Source organism: Paenibacillus sp. J31P190 (assembly GCF_059692075.1).
The window spans coordinates 18,783-37,811 of sequence record NZ_JCAUAS010000020.1; the positions used below are offsets into that span (position 1 = coordinate 18,783).

Here is a 19,029-nt window from a genome sequence, read left to right on the forward strand (position 1 = left end):
AGGTAATTAATTCGGAATGCTGGCCCTTCCAAGCGCTACGATATAATCGTTTAGTTCGGCTGTAGCTGCATTTTGCTTATATTTAATGTTATCAAACCTTAGACTGGTACCATAATAAAACTTGTTATCCCCAATGGTTAATTCCATCCCGTACAGAGACCCATAAAAGGTTCTTTTATCATCGGCTCGGACAAGCTCAATTCTTTTCAATTTTGATGATATCTCCTCAAGAGACTTTGTATCTGTAATGGCCAGCTTTTTACCGTCGCCGAATCTGACATCGATTTGTTTAATGCCATTAAAATCAGTCTTCATTAACGATGAAAGAGCAACTGACGTCTCATCTTCAGGCTCCACCACCTCAATATCAAGTGCTGTATATTGCGGAGGAGAGCTTAGTAATACTGCTTGTGTAGTCCATATATGGAGCAAATCTCCTAGTTTTAAATCCTCAAACTTATTTGAACCGTCACTGTTATTCGTTACGATTACGGTATCGTCTTCGAGACTCACCCAAAACTTCTCTATTTCCTTGCATTCCTTATCTAAACAGGCCTCAGGATTAACAAGGAGCATCTTTCGCTCCTCCTTATCCAGTTCGGATATATACCCAACCAGCTCCTCCTCTTTCGGCATAACCAAAGTTGTAATATCAAGTGAGAAACGTGCTCTTGCGGCCTTGTAGATGGCTTCTTTAATCTGGCCTTTCTCCTGTAAGCTCAATTCCTCACGATGATTACCTAGCTTAATAAGCTGAAGATGAAATGCACCATTAGGGTATTCGCTCTCAGACTTAGAAAGACTCAATGGCTTAACTGAAAATTGTTTATACACGTTTTCTAAATGATATATTCGTTCCTGTAAGTTTTCAGGTAGCGGTGCTGTAAGGTTGTGGGACGGCAGCTCATAAACCCTTTCCACCTCAGTTGGGGGAACGGCGATGTCACCTTGATTCCCGATATTAGACAAACCAAACGCAAATACAAGCAACAAGAGTATGGACTTCATTTGTCTACTGCACCTCAAATCATTAGATTCTTTACTACTTAGACGCAAGTAATTTCCAATTGTTTCATAATAAACCTTTTTACTCAAGATCCGCGAGAGCAAGGTTTGGCGCTTGGCGAGAACTGGCAGTAGTTGCAGTGAATCTCAGAAGCCCACTCTAGAGGTATGAGAGCACACTTTCTGGACTTAATGTATTTAGTACAGTTAATTATCTCCGAAATGACCCATTGGAGAGATATAGCTGCATTTTGTGCAGGTAATGTTATGCGAAAGGGTCAAAACCCTCATTTCAGGCACAATTAGATGTAGGAAATGCAGCAACTGTGCTCAAAAACGCAGATGGCGCGAAATTTGATGTATTTTTTGCAGCTAATGTTATTAAGTGCACACAAAAAAACCTTCCTCCGCACAATCCCTGAGAGATCACGCGAAAGAAGGTTGAGCAGGAGCTAATTTATAAATGCCTCAACTTGTCAGGATTAATTACGAGATAGATAGCAGCTATCTGGCCATCAACAACATGAAAGGAAATTACATTATATGGTAGACCATCATCATATGCGACTATGCCCAATTGTCCATTCACGGTCGCTAATGAATAACTGAAGCCAGGTGGCACTTTGGAAAGAAGCCCTGAAAAGAACATGGCGATACGTTCCGCCCCCATAATAGGCTTAACAGCCGCTTTAACCTTACCTCCACCGTCAGAGTAAAGAATGGCATCCGTTTTGACGATACTTAACAACTGACCGATGTTGCCAGATACTAAAGCCTGCACGAATTGTTCCACGACAGCTGAAGTTTGTTCCATAACAGGCTGCTTCTGCAGCTCCATTGGATCATCGCTACGATCTGGAAAGCTGCTAATGGCGCTTTTGGCTCTGCGAAAAATTTGCCGGCAATTGGTGCTGCTTTTCCCAACAATCTTTGCAATTTCATCGTACTCGTATTGGAGCACCTCTCTCAATAAGAATACCGCCCTCTCGACCCAAGTCAGCTGCTGCAGCAGTAACAGGTAAGCGGTGGATAGGGACTCTTTTTGCGAATAATAGAGATCAGGCTCTGTCTGGTTGTCACTAGGCATGATAAGTGGCTCCGGCAGCCACGGACCAACGTATACCTCGCGCTTTTTGCTGGCGGAACGCAGCTTATCGATACACCGATTGGTAACGATTTTGCATAAATATGCTTTAGGATTGTGGACATGCGCCGGATTCGTCTCATTCACATATAGAAATGCCTCCTGCACGACATCCTCAGCATCCATGACACTCCCCAGCATTCGATAGGCTAGTGAGAACAAAAGCGGTTTATACGATGTATACACCTTCTCCGAAGATCCGGCTAAATCCATATCGCACAGCTCCTCACTAAAATTAGATGATAGGCCAATTTTACGCTAAATGGCTTTCTTTTAAAATAGCCTCTGCCGCTCGTTTGGCGCTTGCCGCTGATGCGTCTGCGAGCATTTCACCATGACTGACCCAGTCCCCAGCCACGTAGAGGCCGCGAATTCCCTGAACAGCCGGACCTGTAAACCTATCTGATTTACCTATATGCATATAGTCGTGAACAACTGTTATATTCGGTAGAAATTGTCTTGAGACAACTTCTTCTTCCCAGCCTGGATGAAGTGTATTCATGGCAGCGGTTAGCATTTGCTCGTCTGCCTTAGGATCGCTTTCCCCAGGTCCGTTATACTTCACCACATGCACAACCAATGTACCGTCATCGCTTAATTTGGCACGGAAGGTATGATGGGAGAAAAAGATGGGTTGATCCAGAGCGATCGCAATATCTCGTCCGCGGACAGGCAGCTTCTTCAATCCTAAATCAAGGCATGCCGCTTTCGATGGACGGGCCTCATCCTTCCACCGTTTCAGCACCGTGTGATCGGCTTCACGAACGAGCTTACAGGTCTCAGAAGCGGACGCAGTGCTGATCACGTTTGAGATTTCTATATATTCCTCATCGGCAAGCTTAAGCTTTTGAACTTTGCCATCCTCATGCATGATCTCCTTCACGTCTTTGCCGCTAATAATATGCACTCCTGCTTGAACCGCTTTGTCGTGCAGCTGATCCACGATCGTCTGCCAGCCGCCATGAAGGTATAGGACTCCCTTAAGTGAACGCTGTACTTGTGCCAATACAGGACCCGCCAGCTGATAGTCGGGATCGTACGTGTATGTGGCGGTTCTGCAGAGCGCATAGAAAATATGACGCACCATTGGATCAGGAATCTCACCTTCAGCCCAATCCCTCAAGGTTGAATGCTTTAATGTGGTTGAGTCGATTTTGTTCAACTTCATTACCAATCGCAGGAGAGTCATTTTGCCAGACCATGATAGAAGCTTAGATGATAACATAGTGATCGGACTCGCTGGCATAGGCAGAATGTGATTGTTCCAGATGGCGTTCACTTTGGATGAAGGCGCCCCCCCATCTATGCGAACACCAAGCTCTTGTAAAATCGAGTATGCTTTCCCAGCGCGGTATAACGCATGCCCGCCTAAGTTAAAGAGTACACCATTTTTCTTATTCGTGATGGCCCTGCCGCCCAAACGCCCCGACTTCTCCAAAATAACTACTTTATTTCCACCCTTAGCTAACTCGATGGCCGCAATTAACCCAGCTAAGCCTCCACCAATAATCGCTGTGTCGTATGTTCTCATGTTCATCACCCTCCGTTTTCGCTTTTCATTCATAAGGCGAAATAGAGTGGTGTTTTGTGACAAATATGATTTCAAAATCAAACTTTCCTTGTGGATATCTTTATCTGTGGATATGTTGACACTTTGCATGAAAGTTATACACAACGGGACTTTTTACCCTGTGGAATTGTGGATAATTATGTGGATAAAAAAAGCCCAGTTCCTGCTTTTTAGCAAGAATCGGACTTTTCAGCTTACTATTAAGATCCCGCGCCGCGGTACCGTTTCACACCTATATTCCAAACCGTAATTCCCAAAATACTGAAACCAATCCCAACAACCGGTGTCAGCAAAGCGAACCACTTCCAGTTCACTGGATCAATGAAATAAGCGGCCGGATAGAAGCCGACGAACGCAAAGGGCAAAATCCACGTCAAGATCGTTCGGAGCAGTTTATTGTAGATCGTAGCCGGATAACGTCCGTAGTTTTGGATGTTCCAAATCAAGGGCAGAATACCTGTCGGCGCATCTGAGAAAAAGGCGAGCGACGTCAGCGAAATGTATACTCCTGCATAAATGAGAATCGATCCAATCACCAGTACGATAAAGACCAGCGGATCATGCCAATGAAATGGGATACCGAGCTTAGCCCAAGAATAAATCATAACAATTAAACCTGCTAATGCGCTAAATAGTGAAGATGGACTCAGGTTTTCGAGCATCAATTGCCATAAATTGTAGGCGGGACGCGTCAGGATGCGGTCCATCTCCCCTTTGACAATATAACGTTCACTGAAGCCCCATAAGTTAAAAAAAGTGATGAATATACCGTATGGAATCATAAAATAACCGTAAATGAACAAAATTTGTTCTTGATTCCAGCCGCCAAGCGATTGTGTTTGCAAAAATACGACGAGAATGAAGAATAGATTCAAACCATTGAACATCAAGTCGGAAAGAACCTCAATCCAGAAATCGGATCGGTAGGTGAGACGCGTTTTCATGTAATTTTTCAAATATTCCACAACTAGGGAGATGTAGAACTTCATGTGCTAACCCCCCTGTACGAAAAGACGCGTTTTGGATTTAACCCACAGGACATAGATTGGGATAATTAAGACCAGGAACCACAGCACTTGCACGCCAAGGTTTTGGAATATCGCAGTGCCTGTAATTTTTCCTGTAAAAACAGCGCTCGGCAAGTAAGTAATGGCTTGAAAAGGCAGCCATTCTAAGACTGATTTGGACCATCCTGGGAAAAAGGAGATCGGAATAATTAATCCGGAGAACAGATCGACAGCAACGCGCTTCATACGCATAAGACCTTCGTTGTTTTCCAGGAAAAAAGCGAATAATCCCGTAATGATATTAATCTGCGTATTAATCAGAAAGCTGAAAAACAGCATCACGAAGTAGATAACCCACAGGCTTGGATCGGTCGGGAACTGAATCGGCAAGAAAAGCCATATGAAGATCATTCCCGGTGTTGTAAAGAGAAACAGACGGAATACGCCCTCTCCCAATCCTTGCATCATTTTCACAAAAACGTAGTTATAAGGACGAATGAATTGGATGGCTACACTGCCGTCACGAATTTCGCTGGCAATCTCACGATCTAAGTTATTGAAGTAAAAAGCGCGCCCCATCCAAGAAATGGCCACATAAGTCGTCATCTGACCTAGCGTCAGGCCGCCAATGATAGCTTGCTCACCATAAATTGCTTTATATACAAAATAATACGAACCAATATTAAGTGCATAGATCAAAATGCCGCTGTAGTAATTAACACGGTAAGCGAGCATCATGAGAAATCGCATGCGGATAACTTCTAAATAAGCACTAAGCATGGGACGCGACTCCCTCTGACTGCGGCACTTCATCTTGACGTTTCACATCGGCTGAGCCGGCTTTATAAATTTCACGGACAATATCATCCGTATTCGTTTCATTGATTTTGATATCTTGAATTTGCAAAACGCCGACTACGCGGCTAAGCACCTCAGATACATTGGCGCGTTCGTGCGGTATGAACACTTTGGCGGACAGCTCATTTTCAAGCTGCCAAGCAACATCTAAGCCTCGCGTAAGCTCCTGAAGACGAGCTAGAGTTGTTGGATGCTCAAATTGCAGCACGACTTCCTTGCCTTTGCCCCATTTCACCTTCAGCTCTTCGAGTCCGCCATCATAAATAATACGGCCATCATCGAGCATGATAACACGGGAACATAATGCTTCAATATCCTGCAGGTCATGCGTTGTAAGCAAGATCGTCGTTTCGTAACGCTGATTAAGCGATTTGAGAAATTCGCGAATTTCTGTTTTTACTACGATATCTAGACCAATGGTCGGTTCATCGAGGAACAGAATCGCCGGATTATGAATTAGGGAAGCCGCTAACTCACAGCGCATTCGCTGACCTAGACTTAGCTTACGAACGGGACGTGATAGCAAATCGGATAATTGCAGACGATCGACAAGCTCGTCGAGACGCTTTTTGTAATCGGCTTCCGACACGCGATAAACCTTTTTCAATAGTTGAAAGGATTCGACGACACCGATATCCCACCAGAGCTGACTGCGTTGACCGAAAACAACACCGATACCGGCTACGAATTTCTCACGCTCTTTAAATGGAACGAAACCATTGACCTTGATATGTCCTGATGTAGGTACTAGAATACCTGTCAGCATTTTAATGGTAGTAGACTTGCCAGCTCCATTTTCACCTATATATCCACAAATTTCGCCCTTTGGAATTTGGAAGCTGATGTCTTTTACAGCTGTAATTTGCTTATACTCTCTTTGAAATAAATCTTGAAATGCGCCCTTTAAACCCCCGCGGCTCTGCTGAACTTGAAATTCCTTGCGCAGATCTTGAACATCAATTGCTAACATGAACTTCCCCCCTGTCTGTGTAGACTCGGCTACATATAATGGCAAAAATCGCCGTAACTTGCTATCGAAGTTTCATAACCTCTATAATATGGATCATAAAGATGAAATGTACAACACACTCATGATACATGAATTCTGTAAGAAAAAAAAGTACAGATTACCTCTACCTACGAAAGGAGCGCAGAACCTTGAGAATCATAAAACGAACCTTGCTCCTGATTGGCTTGCTGCTTATGGTAGTAGCTGGTTATTATTCTTATTCTTTCTATAATTTCGCGAACAATATCTCCCATAAATCGGACAATCCACAAGGCAGCGGCACCATGATTGCCCAGAATATTAAAGATAAAGGGGATAAATTTATCCCGCCTAAATGGGAAGGCAAACAGCGAGTCAACATTTTGCTTCTAGGCGGAGACTCGCGTGGGATGACGAAGAATGAGCTGCCCCGCTCAGACAGTATAATGCTAGCTTCGATTGATCCCGTAACCAAAAAGGCTCACCTATTCTCGATCCTTCGAGATACCTATGTGAAGATCCCAGGCGAAGGCGAAGATCGTATTAACACAGCCATTACATCAGGCGGACCGAATTTAGCGATGAAAACGGTGAGCGATTTGCTCGGCATCCCTGTTCAATACTATGTTTATACCGACTTTAAAGGATTCATTGCACTTATTGATGCTGTTGGCGGGATTGATATTGACGTTGAAAAAGATATGAAATATTCGGACTCCGAAGATGATCATGTCTATGATATTAATTTGAAAAAAGGGCTTCAGCATCTCGATGGCAAAACCGCTTTGCAGTATGTACGCTTTCGACACGATGCTTTGTCCGATTTCTCACGTACAGAACGTCAGAGGAAGTTCCTAACTGCGGTGGCACAAAAAATGCAAACAACTTCTTCCTTAATTAAGCTGCCAAGAATTCTAAATGCCATCGATCCTTATATCGATACGAACCTCAGTGTGACGGATATGCTGAAGCTTGGTGGTCTTGGTTTTGAGGCGAAAGCTGACGGAATCGTCAGCTCGCAATTGCCGCCAACCGATCTGCTGATCGAGAAAAACGTACGCGGCGCTGCTGTCATTACGGCGAACAAAGAGAAGCTGCAGCTTTATGTGAAAGACCTTTTTGCAGGAAAGGCTGAGGCCGACTCTGGTCCTACGAAGCCATCGTCTTCGCCTTCACCGAAGTCTTCGGTGAAGGCGACGAAGTGATGAAGCGTTGCAGATGAGTATCGACTGATGATGCTCTGGGATGGAGCGAAGTTAATTATCAATTGACATTGTATGCCTCTACTTGGCTAGAGGGCTTAGCGCCCTTCGAGTAGGGGCTTTTTGTAAGACGATAAACGACTACATAAATAAAAGAATATACGACTACATTACGTAAAGGAATGATTTCTCTAATGGAACGTAAACAATCCGCACAGTTATATCAAGAAGCACTGAAACATATCGTCGGCGGGGTCAACAGCCCTTCCCGCTCATTCAAAGCCGTCGGCGGCGGCGCGCCCGTCTTCATGAAGCGAGCGCAAGGCGCACACTTCTGGGATGTAGACGGGAATCGCTTCATTGACTACCTCGCCGCCTACGGTCCTATCATTACCGGTCACGCGCATCCGCACGTGACCGAGGCGATTTGCCGCGCCGCTCAGAACGGCACGCTGTACGGGACCCCGACCGAACTCGAAATCGAGTTCGCCAAGATGCTGAAGTCGGCGATTCCTTCGCTCGACAAAGTACGCTTCGTCAACTCCGGCACAGAGGCCGTGATGACGACGATTCGCGTGGCGCGCGCCTTCACGAAGCGCACCAAGATCATTAAGTTTGCCGGGTGCTACCACGGCCACTCGGATCTCGTGCTTGTGGCGGCCGGCTCCGGGCCGTCCACACTAGGCACGCCGGACAGCGCAGGCGTGCCTGCGAGCATCGCGCAAGAGGTCATTACGGTGCCGTTCAACGACATTCCGGCACTCGAAGCCGCGCTTGCGCGTTGGGGGGAAGAGATCGCCGCGGTGATGGTGGAGCCCATCGTCGGCAACTTCGGCATGGTCATGCCCCATGCCGGCTACCTCGAGCAGCTCTGCGCAGCTGCTCGCAGACACGGTGCCCTCGTCATCTACGACGAGGTCATCACGGCGTTCCGCTTCCATTACGGAGCGGCACAGACCTACCCCGGCCTCCCACTCGTGGAGGGCGGCACTTCCGAGGCGGCGGCGCGCTTCGCCGCTGTGGAGCCGGACCTTACGGCCCTCGGCAAAGTGATCGGCGGCGGGCTGCCGATCGGTGCCTACGGGGGCCGCAAGGCCGTGATGGAGCAGGTCGCTCCGCTCGGACCTGCTTATCAAGCCGGCACGATGGCGGGGAACCCCGCCTCCATCTCGGCCGGCATCGCCTGCTTGGAGGTGCTCCAGCAGGCTGGAGTCTACGCCAAGCTCGAGCAGCTTGGCTCAACACTTGCCGGCGGCATCGCAGAATCCGCCGCAAGGCATGGCATCGCCTTGACGCTCAATCGCATCGGCGGCGCCTTCTCCACCCACTTCTGTGACCATCCCGTCACGAACTATGACGAAGCACAGGATACCGACGGCGAACGCTTCGCTGATTTCTTCCGACTTATGCTGGAGCAAGGCATTAATCTCGCTCCTTCCAAATACGAGGCGTGGTTCATGACCATCGCCCATACGGATGACGACATCGCTCAGACGCTCGATGCCGTTGACCAAGCTTTCAAAACCATGAAAATGCGCTAAGATGACTTCTCTTGTGTATCTGTTTCGGGTTTTGGTTTGAGGTTAGAGGTTAGGTGTTACGGTCTGGTAGAAGGGTTAAATGTTACTAGTTAAGTGCTATGAGTTATTACGGGTTAGATGCTACTAGTTTGGTGCTATGAGTTATTACAGGTTAAATGTTACTAGTTAAGTGCTATGATTGATTTCAGGTTAGATGCTACTAGTTTGGTGCTATGAGTGATTACGGCTTAGATGTTACTAGTTATGTGCTATGAGTTATTACGGTTTAAATGTTACTAGTTAAGTGCTATGATTGATTTCAGGTTAGATATTACTTGTTAGGTGCTATGAGTGATTACGGCTTAGATGCTACTAGTTAGGTGCTATGAGTTTTTACGGTTAGATGCTACAAGTTAGTGTGCTACGAGTTATTACAGGCTAGATGCTACTAGCTAATTGCTATGAGTGATTACGGGTTTGATGCTACTAGTTAGGTGCTATGAGTGATTACGGCTTAGATGCTACTAGTTAGGTGCTATGAGTGATTACGGCTTAGATGCTACTAGTTAAGTGCTATGAGTGATTACGGCTTAGATGCTACCAGTTAGGTGCTATGAGTTATTACGGCTTAGATACTACTAGTTAGGTGCTATGAGTGATTACAGATTTGGTGTTTGGTTTAATGGTAACCTATTTCGGGTTACGCAAACTAGGTCGAACTACCGTACAGCAGCAACCCACCCCAATCTCCATTGGACAAAATACAATAAAATCGACTTAAACACCTTAAAATCTCAGATTTCATTGGAGAATATCCAATGAAATCTGAGATTCCCCTCTTTTTAGAGCACTTCCATTGGATTTTCTCCATTAGAACCACTAGATTCCCTGATAGATGCTCCACTCCTTCTCTTGCTCTTGCTCCTGCCCTTGCCCTTGCCATCGCTCTCGCTTTGCTCCTGTTCCTGCTCTCGCTCCGCCCTTTGCTCTCGTTCCTGCTCTTGCTCTTGCTCTTGCCCTGTCTTCTTGCTCTTGCTCTTGCTCCGCCCTTGCTCTCGTTCCTGCTCTAGCTTTTGCCCTGTCCTCATGCTCATGCTCCTGCCATTGCTCTTCGTCATCATTCTCACAAACTCAACCACTTTAACAAGCCTAAACAGCTCCAACTTATACCACTACATGTCCCAGAAACGAACTATGATCCTATATGGATTGTAGTTCGTTCGTATTTTAACAGTGCCCCATGCCATGAGAAATATGGTTTTATTCACCAGTATGCAAAAAAGGTAACGCTTACATTTGTGATTTCGATCTGCAACTATTGTCGGATGATCTTTTTCATGCTATTCTAAGATTACTTTTACCCTTTTCGCGAAATGTCTTGTTTTCGCAGTATTTTCCTAGAAAGTTAGGGCATGATTTACAAATTCTTTGCCGATTTTTGTGTGTGATGCCTTACTTTATTACAGGTCGATTAGAGCCTCATTTTGAGGGGATTATTTCCTTGAAATTGGTATGCTATTCAATAATATTGCATTTTTATTCACATTCTTGCATATTTCGGTTTTGCCTCCTTTGTGGGTAATTCCTTGAAAATGCTAGGGTTGCGGGCTCATCAATGCAGAATGCAAGAAGCGTAGTGCAAGAGGAGTTTAAATATGTATGGGAGGTGACGGTCAGGCGACTGACCAGAGCGATGAATGAATTGATGCGTAATGAAGGCCGTTTTCAAGATCTACTAGGAACCGAACACGACAGCTGCGGTATTATTTGTATTATTGAAAAGAATGGTCACCCTTCCCGTGATAACATCCAAAAAACGATTGAAGCCCTTGTAAAAATGGAACATCGTTCGGGTTTTATTAACGGTGAAGGCGATGGTTGCGGGATTTTAACGGATATTCCACGCGCTCTTTGGGAAAAGAAATTAACAGATGCGGGTCTTGAAGGCAAGCTTGCCTACGACAACCGTTTTTCTGTTGGACATATCTTTGTTCCACGCAAGCTTGACCTGACCGTTACCGAAATCCAGAATGGCATTCGTGAGCTCTTTGCTGCCCATGATGTTTCCATCATTCTTGAGCAAGAGAATCAAGTCGATAGCAGCGTTTTAGGCCCTAACGGCTTGAACGATGAGCCAACTTTCTGGCAAATCGCAGCGATTAGCAATAAAACAGAAGGCCAAGTGGCCGATCACCTTTTTGAATTGCACATTGCTATTGAAGATAAATATAACGTTCACGTTGCTACACTAAGCAATGTAACATCTGCATACAAAGTTTTAGGAGCTGCAAGCATTCTTCCTAAATACTTCAAAGATACGTGTGATGCTTTATTTGCTTCCCAAGTTACAATCGGTCACAACCGTTATTCCACTAACACCTTGTCCAGCTTCTTCCGTGTACAACCGTTCTCGCTGCTCGGGCATAATGGTGAAATCAACACGATTAAGAAACTTCGTATCGAAGCAGACATGGTTGGTGTTCCGCTCGTAAGCGGCGGTTCTGACTCTCAAGATATGAACAGAACGATTGAAACGTTCATTCACCGTTTTGGATTGTCCCTTTTCGAAGCGATGGAAATGGTATTCCCTCCTATTATTAATGAAATGAAACAGTTCCGTCCGGAACTTCAAGATTTATATGTGTACTACCGCCAAGTATGGGGCCATTTTGCACAAGGTCCTGCTGGTATCGTTTCTCGTTATGGCAACGAATGTATTTTCAGCGTGGATGCGCTTGGTCTTCGTCCAGTATGGATGGTTGAGAGCGATTCTTCCTTATACTTCTCCTCGGAGCAGGGTGTTATTACGGTTGGCGAAATGGTTGCTGATCCGAAACCAATTGCACCAGGTGAAAAAGTGGGTGTTGTACTGACACCAGGCGAACACGTTCAAGTTATTCCTTACCATGAAGTGCAAACACTAGTGTACGAGCGCGCAAGCAAACGTCTCAATATTGGCGGACTTCGCAAATATCTGAATCATGTCCCAACAGATACTCAAGCAGAGCTTAATGAGAACATTGTAGCGACTGACCAATTGTATAGTGCATTTGGTTGGGATCGTGACGGTATTCAACACATCGAAACAATGTCTGAAACAGGTGCAGAGCCTATCCGCTCCCTGGGTCACGATTCACCTCACGCTGCTCTTGCTTGGGAACGCCAGAACGTGCCTGACTTTATTAAAGAAAGCGTAGCGGTTGTTACGAACCCAGCGATTGACCGTGACCGTGAGATGGAGCATTTCTCCACACGTATCATCGCCGGTACTCGTACTCCTGTTTATGCTCAAGTAGATAACAACCTGCGTCTTGAGCTTCTAGCTCCACTTGTACTCGAAGGTACGAATGGCGTAGATAGCGAAGAGCATTTGTCCCAACCTTCTTATGAGCAATTGTTGGCTCTGTTCCGTGCACAAGGAGATAACGCTGTAGCCGTGCTTTCCAGTACTTTCGCTCGCGGAACTTCTCTGAGTGATGGCTTGGACGCTCTAGCTGCTGCTGCTATCGCTGCTGCCCGCAATGGCGCTGCACTGATCGTTCTTGACGATGCAGAAGCTCATCAAAATGACCGTTTGTGGCTTGAGCCGCATCTTGCCGTTTCCAAAATCGATATCGCACTTCGTGCGGAGAAGCTTGGTTTCGGCGACAACTTGCGCCGCCATGTTACTTTGATCCTGCGTTCCGCTGCAATTCGCAGCTTGCATGATATCGCTGTAGCTTGCGGTCTTGGCGCAGACGTTATCTCACCATACCTGTTGTTCTCAACAGCTTCTGATAAAGAAGGCAATGCTGCAGCAGCACGTAAAGTGTATGCAGCACTGACTAAAGGTCTTGAGAAAGTTATTTCCACAATCGGTACACATGAGCTTCGCGGTTACACACGTTTCTTCTCTTCCATCGGCTTCCACCCAGAAGTTGCTGAAGTATTAGATATCGTGAACTACCTCGGCAGCGAAAAAGCGGGAACTGGCTTTGCCCAGCTCGAAGCTGATGCTGAATTACGTTATACAGACTTTACAAATCCAAAAGCAAAAGCAGCGAAAAACTTCCGCTTCTTCCAACGTATGTGGAAAGCATTAGGCGACGCCGCTTCAGGCGCTGCTCCTTATAGCGACTACCGCGACAAACTGCGTGAAGAAGAGAAGAAGAACCCGATTTCCATTCGTCACATTGCTGGATTCAACATTAACAAAGCACTGAGCGAAGGCCGTAAGGCACTCGATCCGTCGCAAGTTGATATCTCCATTGGCGGTCATTCCTTGCCGATGTTGATTTCTTCGATGTCATTCGGTTCACAAAATGAAACAGCTTTTCGTGCCTACGCTGAAGCCGGCGAACGCCTGAACATGGTTACCATGAACGGCGAGGGCGGAGAGATTAAAGATATGCTCGGCCGTTACAAAAAAACACGCGGTGCGCAAGTCGCATCCGGACGTTTCGGTGTTAACGTAGAACTAGCTAACGCGGTTGCTTTCCTTGAGATCAAAATCGGTCAAGGGGCTAAACCGGGTGAAGGCGGTCACTTGCCAGGATCCAAAGTAACAGCGAAAATTGCTGCTGCTCGTAACGCAACCATTGGTTCTGACCTGATTTCTCCTTCTAACAACCATGATATCTACTCGATCGAGGATTTGGCGCAAATCATTTCCGAGCTTAAAGAAGGTAGCGGTCGCAAAGCGAAAATTATTGTTAAAATCCCGGTTGTACCAGGTATCGGTACGATTGCGGTTGGTGTAGCGAAAGCAGGAGCTGACGTTATCACGCTTTCCGGTTTTGACGGCGGTACAGGTGCTGCTCGTATTCACTCCTTGACGCACGTTGGCCTTCCTACGGAGATCGGCACGAAGCTTGCTCACGTTGCTTTGATTGAAGCTGGTCTTCGTCACCGCGTTGAGCTGTGGTCCGATGGCGGTCTGAAATCAGGTTCTGACGTTGTTAAAATGGTTATGCTCGGTGCAAACCGTGCAGGTTTCGGTAGTATCGCGATGCAATCGATCGGCTGTACAACTTGCCGCGGCTGTCATTTAGATACTTGTCATGTTGGTATTGCTACACAAATCGATTCCATGGAAGAAGCGGAAGAAAAAGGTCTTCGCCGTTTCGTACCTCGTCAATTCGACGTAGCTGTAGACAGCTTGGTTCGTTTATTTGGCGGTATTGGTGAAGAAGTGCGCGAAGTTGTTGCCTCCCTTGGTTTCAACAGCTTACAAGATCTCGTAGGCCGTTCTGACTTGCTTGAGCAAATCAGCCACTTGGAGCACATCGATCTATCTGACATTCTTCGTCCGGCTCCGCTTCAGTTCATCTCTGATGCTGAAAGAGCAAGGGAAGAAGCGGCTGTATCATCCGATATCCGTATCGCCGCAGGTGCAGAAGGTCTAGAATTCTTCCCAGAATCTTTGGCTCTTGATGCTCCAATCGTACGCAACTGGTCCAAAGTGGATGCCGAGTCCCGTATTCTGGGAGCTCGTTACTCCAGCCATCGCGTAAGAGATCGTTTCGACGGCAGCTACGATGAATTGCCACCAGTTGCGCTGAACTTGATCGACGGTTCCGTACCAGGAAACGGTCTGGCTGCCTTCAATGCTCGCGGCGTAGACATTACTGTTCACGGCGGCGCTGAGGATGGTCTTGGTAAAATGGCCTTCGGTGGTAAAGTTGCGATTGTTAAATCACTTGGCAAAAACAATACCTTCATCAACGGCAGCGTTGGTAAATCGTTTGGTTACGGCGCACAAAAAGGCTTATTCTTGATTCAAGGCAGCGCAGATACACGTGCTTGTATCCGTTTCTCCGGTGCAGACGTTGTATTCGGCGGAGAGATTACAACTCCACTTCGTGATGAGCTTGGCGGACTTGCCGCTCGTGCGAACCTCAAAGGCTTCGCGTTCGAGTACATGACTAACGGCCGTGCCGTGGTTATGGGCGATCCAGGTCCATGGATTTGCGCAGGTATGACAGGCGGCGTGATCTACCAACGTCTTGTTCCAGAAATGGGTCTAGATCAAGCAGCAATCGAACGTCGTATTGCCAAAGGCGCGAAAGTTAAACTTGAGACCATTGGTGTACAAAGTAAAAAAGATCTTACTGAATTGCTCACAGCTTACCACGCTGAGCTTGCTAAATCCGGTCAATCCGATGCAGCTGCAAAAATCGAAGGTTTGCTAAGCAATCTTGAAGCTAACTTCATCCGTATCTCCCCGGTCAACATGCAAGCTGACCAATCCGTTGCTACGGAATAGATCATCCAAAAAGCTCCACAGGACCTTCGCTGGTCTTGTGGAGCTTTTTTTCATGGAAAGAGTTTGCATCGGGTGCATAAAATAAGCTCAACCATCGCATTTTATTAGTGCAGCACCCATCCGCATACCATAGGAGGTTTTTAGCTATGAGCCACTCGAAACGCCGCGATGAAGCAGCATGGAAAAGCCGCAAACAAGCTCAACATCCACATGGTAAGGTGAAGTCTCTGGAGGAATTCGCCAGTGAATATGAAGCGGAACACAAGAAGTAAGTAACTCCCCTCTCCGTCGAAAGAGGGACCAACACAAAGAACCCGGTCATCTCGTTTCTAGTGAAACGCGGTTATCGGGCTCTTTGGTATCGATATATTAGGAAGAGCTAGCTCGGCACTTAATGTAGCAAGCGAATGAGTACGGTTTTAATCTCGAACGGAGTAAAGGAAAGCTGGTATTGTCCTTCATCGCCGCTCAGCGGCTCTAATGGGTTTTCCATCAAATCTGCTAGCACTGCCTCTCGGTGAGGAAGATGAACCGAAAGCTTGATATGACCATTCGCTCCCGACGTTTCGTAAAGGCGAACTACGAGAGCGTCTTCGTCCTCCGCTTTTTTCACCGCTTCCATCATGACTTTGGCGCCTTCAATCTCAAAACCGGAATACTTCTTCGGCAGTCTGCTTTCTTCTGCACTGGTTAGGACCGCGGATATCGGAGCATTTAATTCATAGCCTTGCTTGTAGACTTCCGCCTCTATGAAATCCCCTTCATGCGGCAATATGGCGTATACGAACTGATGGCGCGCCCTGTCGCAAGTTGGATCGGGGTACGATGGACTGCGAAGTAAGTTAATATCCATAACGTTGCCTTTAACACTATAACCATACTTGCAATCGTTCAAAAGAGCGACACCAAAGTCCGGTTGGGAAAGATCGATCCATTGATGAGCGCAAATTTCGTCCTTAGCGTAATCCCACAACGTATTTCGGTGAGTCTGTCTTTTGAGATGACCAAATTGAATTTCGCAATTCACTTGATCGGCATACACGTTGACTGGGAAAGACGCTCGCAGCATTTTGCTATCTTCCTGCCAGTCGACATCCGTTTCAAAATCGATTCGTTTGCTGCCCGCCGTCAGAATAACTTTCTGTGTGAGTACTGACTTGCCGTAGTGATACTCCTGCTCAACCACTGCTTTGGGTCCGTTGACGTAAGCCTTCGATTGCACAAGCTTCATCTGCGCAGGCTTCGTTCCCGCATAATCTTCAGGGAAATCCCAAGCATCGCCATCATCATGATAAATGGATAACACGTTCCCCGCTTCACCGGCAGCGATTACTTCACGACCCAACTCTTTATCCAAGATCGAAAGAATGCTTCCGTCCGCACCAAACGCGATCTCGATCAACTCGTTCTCTAGTGTATCGCTCATTGACGTTACTTCGAATGATGATACAGGAGATAAAGCAGCCGAATCTATAACCTGATAACCCATTGCAGGAATCGTTACCTGGATCCATTGATTGTCCAACTGCATCCATTCGCGTCGCTCCCATGGAAGGGAGTTGAAGATGACCATCGGACGTACTGCTCCCTGCGTCCCTATGGAGGATGCAAAGCCGCGGTACATTTGATCCGTTAACTCCGATACTCTAGCTAGTAAAATTTCGTATCGTGCAAGGGATTCATCGAATACACGCTTAATAGAAGAACCAGGCAAAATATCGTGGAATTGGTACAACAGCACTTCCTTCCAGATCGTTTCAAGCTCCTCGGACGGATATTCGTTGCCGTACGCGAAATGAAGCGAAGCAGCGAATTCCAGCTCTCTCAACGCCTTCTCAATTTTCCGGTTATATCGTTTATTGCGAGCCTGACTGGTGAACGTCCCTTGGTGCTTTTCTAGGTAGAGCTCACCTTTCCACGTCTTATACTTCCCTTTATTCACAGCCAGCTTCTCAAAAAAGTTCAGGGCAGGCTCCTGTTTCACCGGGATAAGCCCTTGTAGATTTTGCTCGCGCTGAAGGCGCTCTAAGTGCTCTTCTCCTGGTCCGCCGCCGCCGTCTCCGATTCCGAACACGACAAGGCAATGGTCGGATACGTTTTTATCCAAGTAATCCCTTTCGGCTTTGAGAATCGACCTTGGCAGCGCAGGGCCATTGTAGGTATCTTCTGGCGGCAAATGCGTCAACACACGGCTTCCGTCCAGTCCTTCCCAGAAAAACGTATGATGCGGATGATCATTATGAACGTTCCAAGACAGCTTCTGCGTCATCACATAATCTACCCCAGACTTCTGCAGAAGCTGCGGCAAGCTAGCCGAATAACCAAAAATGTCTGGAACCCACAGCATCTTCATATCTTGACCGAATTCCTGCTGGAAAAAACGTTTCCCCAAGAGGATTTGCCTAACAAGCGCTTCTCCTCCCGCAAGATTGGAATCCGGCTCCACCCACATGGCTCCTTGAACCTCCCAGCGACCTTCTGCAATGCGCTGCTTGACCTCTGCATATAATTTGGGATGCTGCTGCTTGATCCACTCGTATAATTGAGGCTGACTGGCTCCGAATACATAATCGGGATACTGCTCCATCATCCGCAGTGCAGTGGCAAAAGTCCGAGCCCCTTTGCGGTAAGTCTCACGAATAGGCCACAGCCACGCCAAATCGATATGCGCGTGTCCAATTGCGGTAGCCGTCAGTGTTGGATCCCCGCCCTGCTTGCTTAATGACGGAGCCAGAATACGTCTAGCCTGCGCCACGTTCTCATCCGACATATCCCTGAGCAATAGATGAACGTCATAAAGGGCCTGAAGGATACGTGCTCTTCTTGCTGATTGATCCTCTAGATGCTTGGCCAGATCGAGCAGCACCTCATAATCGTAAAATAGCTGTCTCGTTTCCTCGCTGCAGATGGCTATTTGAGCCTCTTTCAGCGTTCCGCTCCGGAAACGCCCAAACAAATCGTTATTGCCAGCGTCAGCCCAAAGGTCGATAACTTCTTCCCCCGTTGCGGTAGATACGACCTGCACGACCCGTTTGCCAGGCAAGCCAAGCGTTAAATCAAACTCTGAGTTCACATTTGTGAGCCCTTGCGTCGGTGTTCCTTCCTCATCGACAAGGCATAGTTCTCCGTTGACATCGATCAGCAGCACGACCTTATTTCCCGCAGCCTCTGGCGGTACTTGACCCTGGAAATGAAACCAGGCGCAATCCCACAGCTCTCCCCACTTCTCGCCCGGGCGAACTTCAAGACACTGTCCCGACATTCTTTGCTCGAAGGTTACGGGCTCCTTCGTTACGTATGCGATGGCCGAAAGAGGAGCTGCCGGCAGGTAAATATGATTTTCGATTCGATTTAGCGTTTGCTTAAGGGTTTCCAGCTTTATTGGGGTGTATGGCATATAGGCTGCACCGTCCTTCGATCATTATGTATGAAGATAATGTTTAATGTTATACGCCTTGGTTTGCTTATAACTATATAACACTAATAAATAT

At 46.8% G+C, this 19,029-nt stretch carries 12 protein-coding genes; 4 read left to right on the plus strand and 8 right to left on the minus strand.

Translation table 11 applies throughout. From position 1 onward, the window contains the following. Positions 1–6: 6 nt before the first annotated feature. The 6 genes from AC58U0_RS27390 to AC58U0_RS27415 all read right to left on the minus strand — a co-directional run bounded on the left by AC58U0_RS27390 (position 7) and on the right by AC58U0_RS27415 (position 6,554). Positions 7–1,008: a DUF3221 domain-containing protein gene (locus AC58U0_RS27390; RefSeq protein WP_497382033.1), complete on the minus strand. Its 1,002-nt coding sequence runs from the start codon at positions 1,006–1,008 to the stop codon at positions 7–9. A gap of 454 nt (positions 1,009–1,462) precedes the next feature. Continuing rightward, positions 1,463–2,362, minus strand: coding sequence for an RNA polymerase sigma-70 factor (locus AC58U0_RS27395; protein ID WP_497382034.1), 900 nt, complete (start codon positions 2,360–2,362; stop codon positions 1,463–1,465). Positions 2,363–2,402: 40 nt separating this feature from the next. Then, on the minus strand, positions 2,403–3,680 hold the full coding sequence (locus AC58U0_RS27400) for a phytoene desaturase family protein (RefSeq protein ID WP_497382035.1): 1,278 nt from the start codon (positions 3,678–3,680) through the stop codon (positions 2,403–2,405). A gap of 239 nt (positions 3,681–3,919) precedes the next feature. After that, entirely contained in the window at positions 3,920–4,708 is a 789-nt protein-coding gene (locus AC58U0_RS27405) for an ABC transporter permease (protein WP_497382036.1), read from the minus strand. A gap of 3 nt (positions 4,709–4,711) precedes the next feature. After that, positions 4,712–5,506: an ABC transporter permease gene (locus tag AC58U0_RS27410; protein WP_497382037.1), complete on the minus strand. Its 795-nt coding sequence runs from the start codon at positions 5,504–5,506 to the stop codon at positions 4,712–4,714. Further along, the gene (locus AC58U0_RS27415) at positions 5,499–6,554 is read right to left on the minus strand and encodes an ABC transporter ATP-binding protein (RefSeq protein ID WP_497382038.1); all 1,056 of its coding nucleotides are present in this window, start codon (positions 6,552–6,554) and stop codon (positions 5,499–5,501) included. The genes AC58U0_RS27410 and AC58U0_RS27415 overlap by 8 nt, the downstream gene beginning before the upstream one ends. A gap of 233 nt (positions 6,555–6,787) precedes the next feature. Here AC58U0_RS27415 and AC58U0_RS27420 point away from each other — a divergent pair, with 233 nt between their 5' ends. Together AC58U0_RS27420 and AC58U0_RS27425 are read left to right on the plus strand one after the other, a co-directional pair. Next, the gene (locus tag AC58U0_RS27420; RefSeq protein WP_497382133.1) at positions 6,788–7,777 is read left to right on the plus strand and encodes an LCP family protein; all 990 of its coding nucleotides are present in this window, start codon (positions 6,788–6,790) and stop codon (positions 7,775–7,777) included. 191 nt (positions 7,778–7,968) lie between these two features. Then, positions 7,969–9,315: a glutamate-1-semialdehyde 2,1-aminomutase gene (locus AC58U0_RS27425; RefSeq protein ID WP_497382039.1), complete on the plus strand. Its 1,347-nt coding sequence runs from the start codon at positions 7,969–7,971 to the stop codon at positions 9,313–9,315. Between the two features lie 821 nt (positions 9,316–10,136). On the opposite strand, the gene AC58U0_RS27430 is transcribed toward AC58U0_RS27425, so the two are convergent. Beyond that, the gene (locus AC58U0_RS27430) at positions 10,137–10,382 is read right to left on the minus strand and encodes a hypothetical protein (RefSeq protein ID WP_497382040.1); all 246 of its coding nucleotides are present in this window, start codon (positions 10,380–10,382) and stop codon (positions 10,137–10,139) included. Positions 10,383–10,999: 617 nt separating this feature from the next. Here AC58U0_RS27430 and AC58U0_RS27435 point away from each other — a divergent pair. Next, entirely contained in the window at positions 11,000–15,538 is a 4,539-nt protein-coding gene (locus AC58U0_RS27435) for a glutamate synthase-related protein (RefSeq protein WP_497382134.1), read from the plus strand. 146 nt (positions 15,539–15,684) lie between these two features. Beyond that, positions 15,685–15,810 (plus strand): DUF6254 family protein, encoded by a 126-nt coding sequence (locus AC58U0_RS27440; protein WP_235549231.1) that lies wholly within the window; start codon positions 15,685–15,687, stop codon positions 15,808–15,810. 119 nt (positions 15,811–15,929) lie between these two features. Here AC58U0_RS27440 and AC58U0_RS27445 read toward each other — a convergent pair whose 3' ends face one another. Continuing rightward, complete coding sequence (locus tag AC58U0_RS27445; protein WP_497382041.1) at positions 15,930–18,935, minus strand: alpha-mannosidase; 3,006 nt, start codon at positions 18,933–18,935, stop codon at positions 15,930–15,932. Positions 18,936–19,029 lie beyond the last annotated feature (94 nt).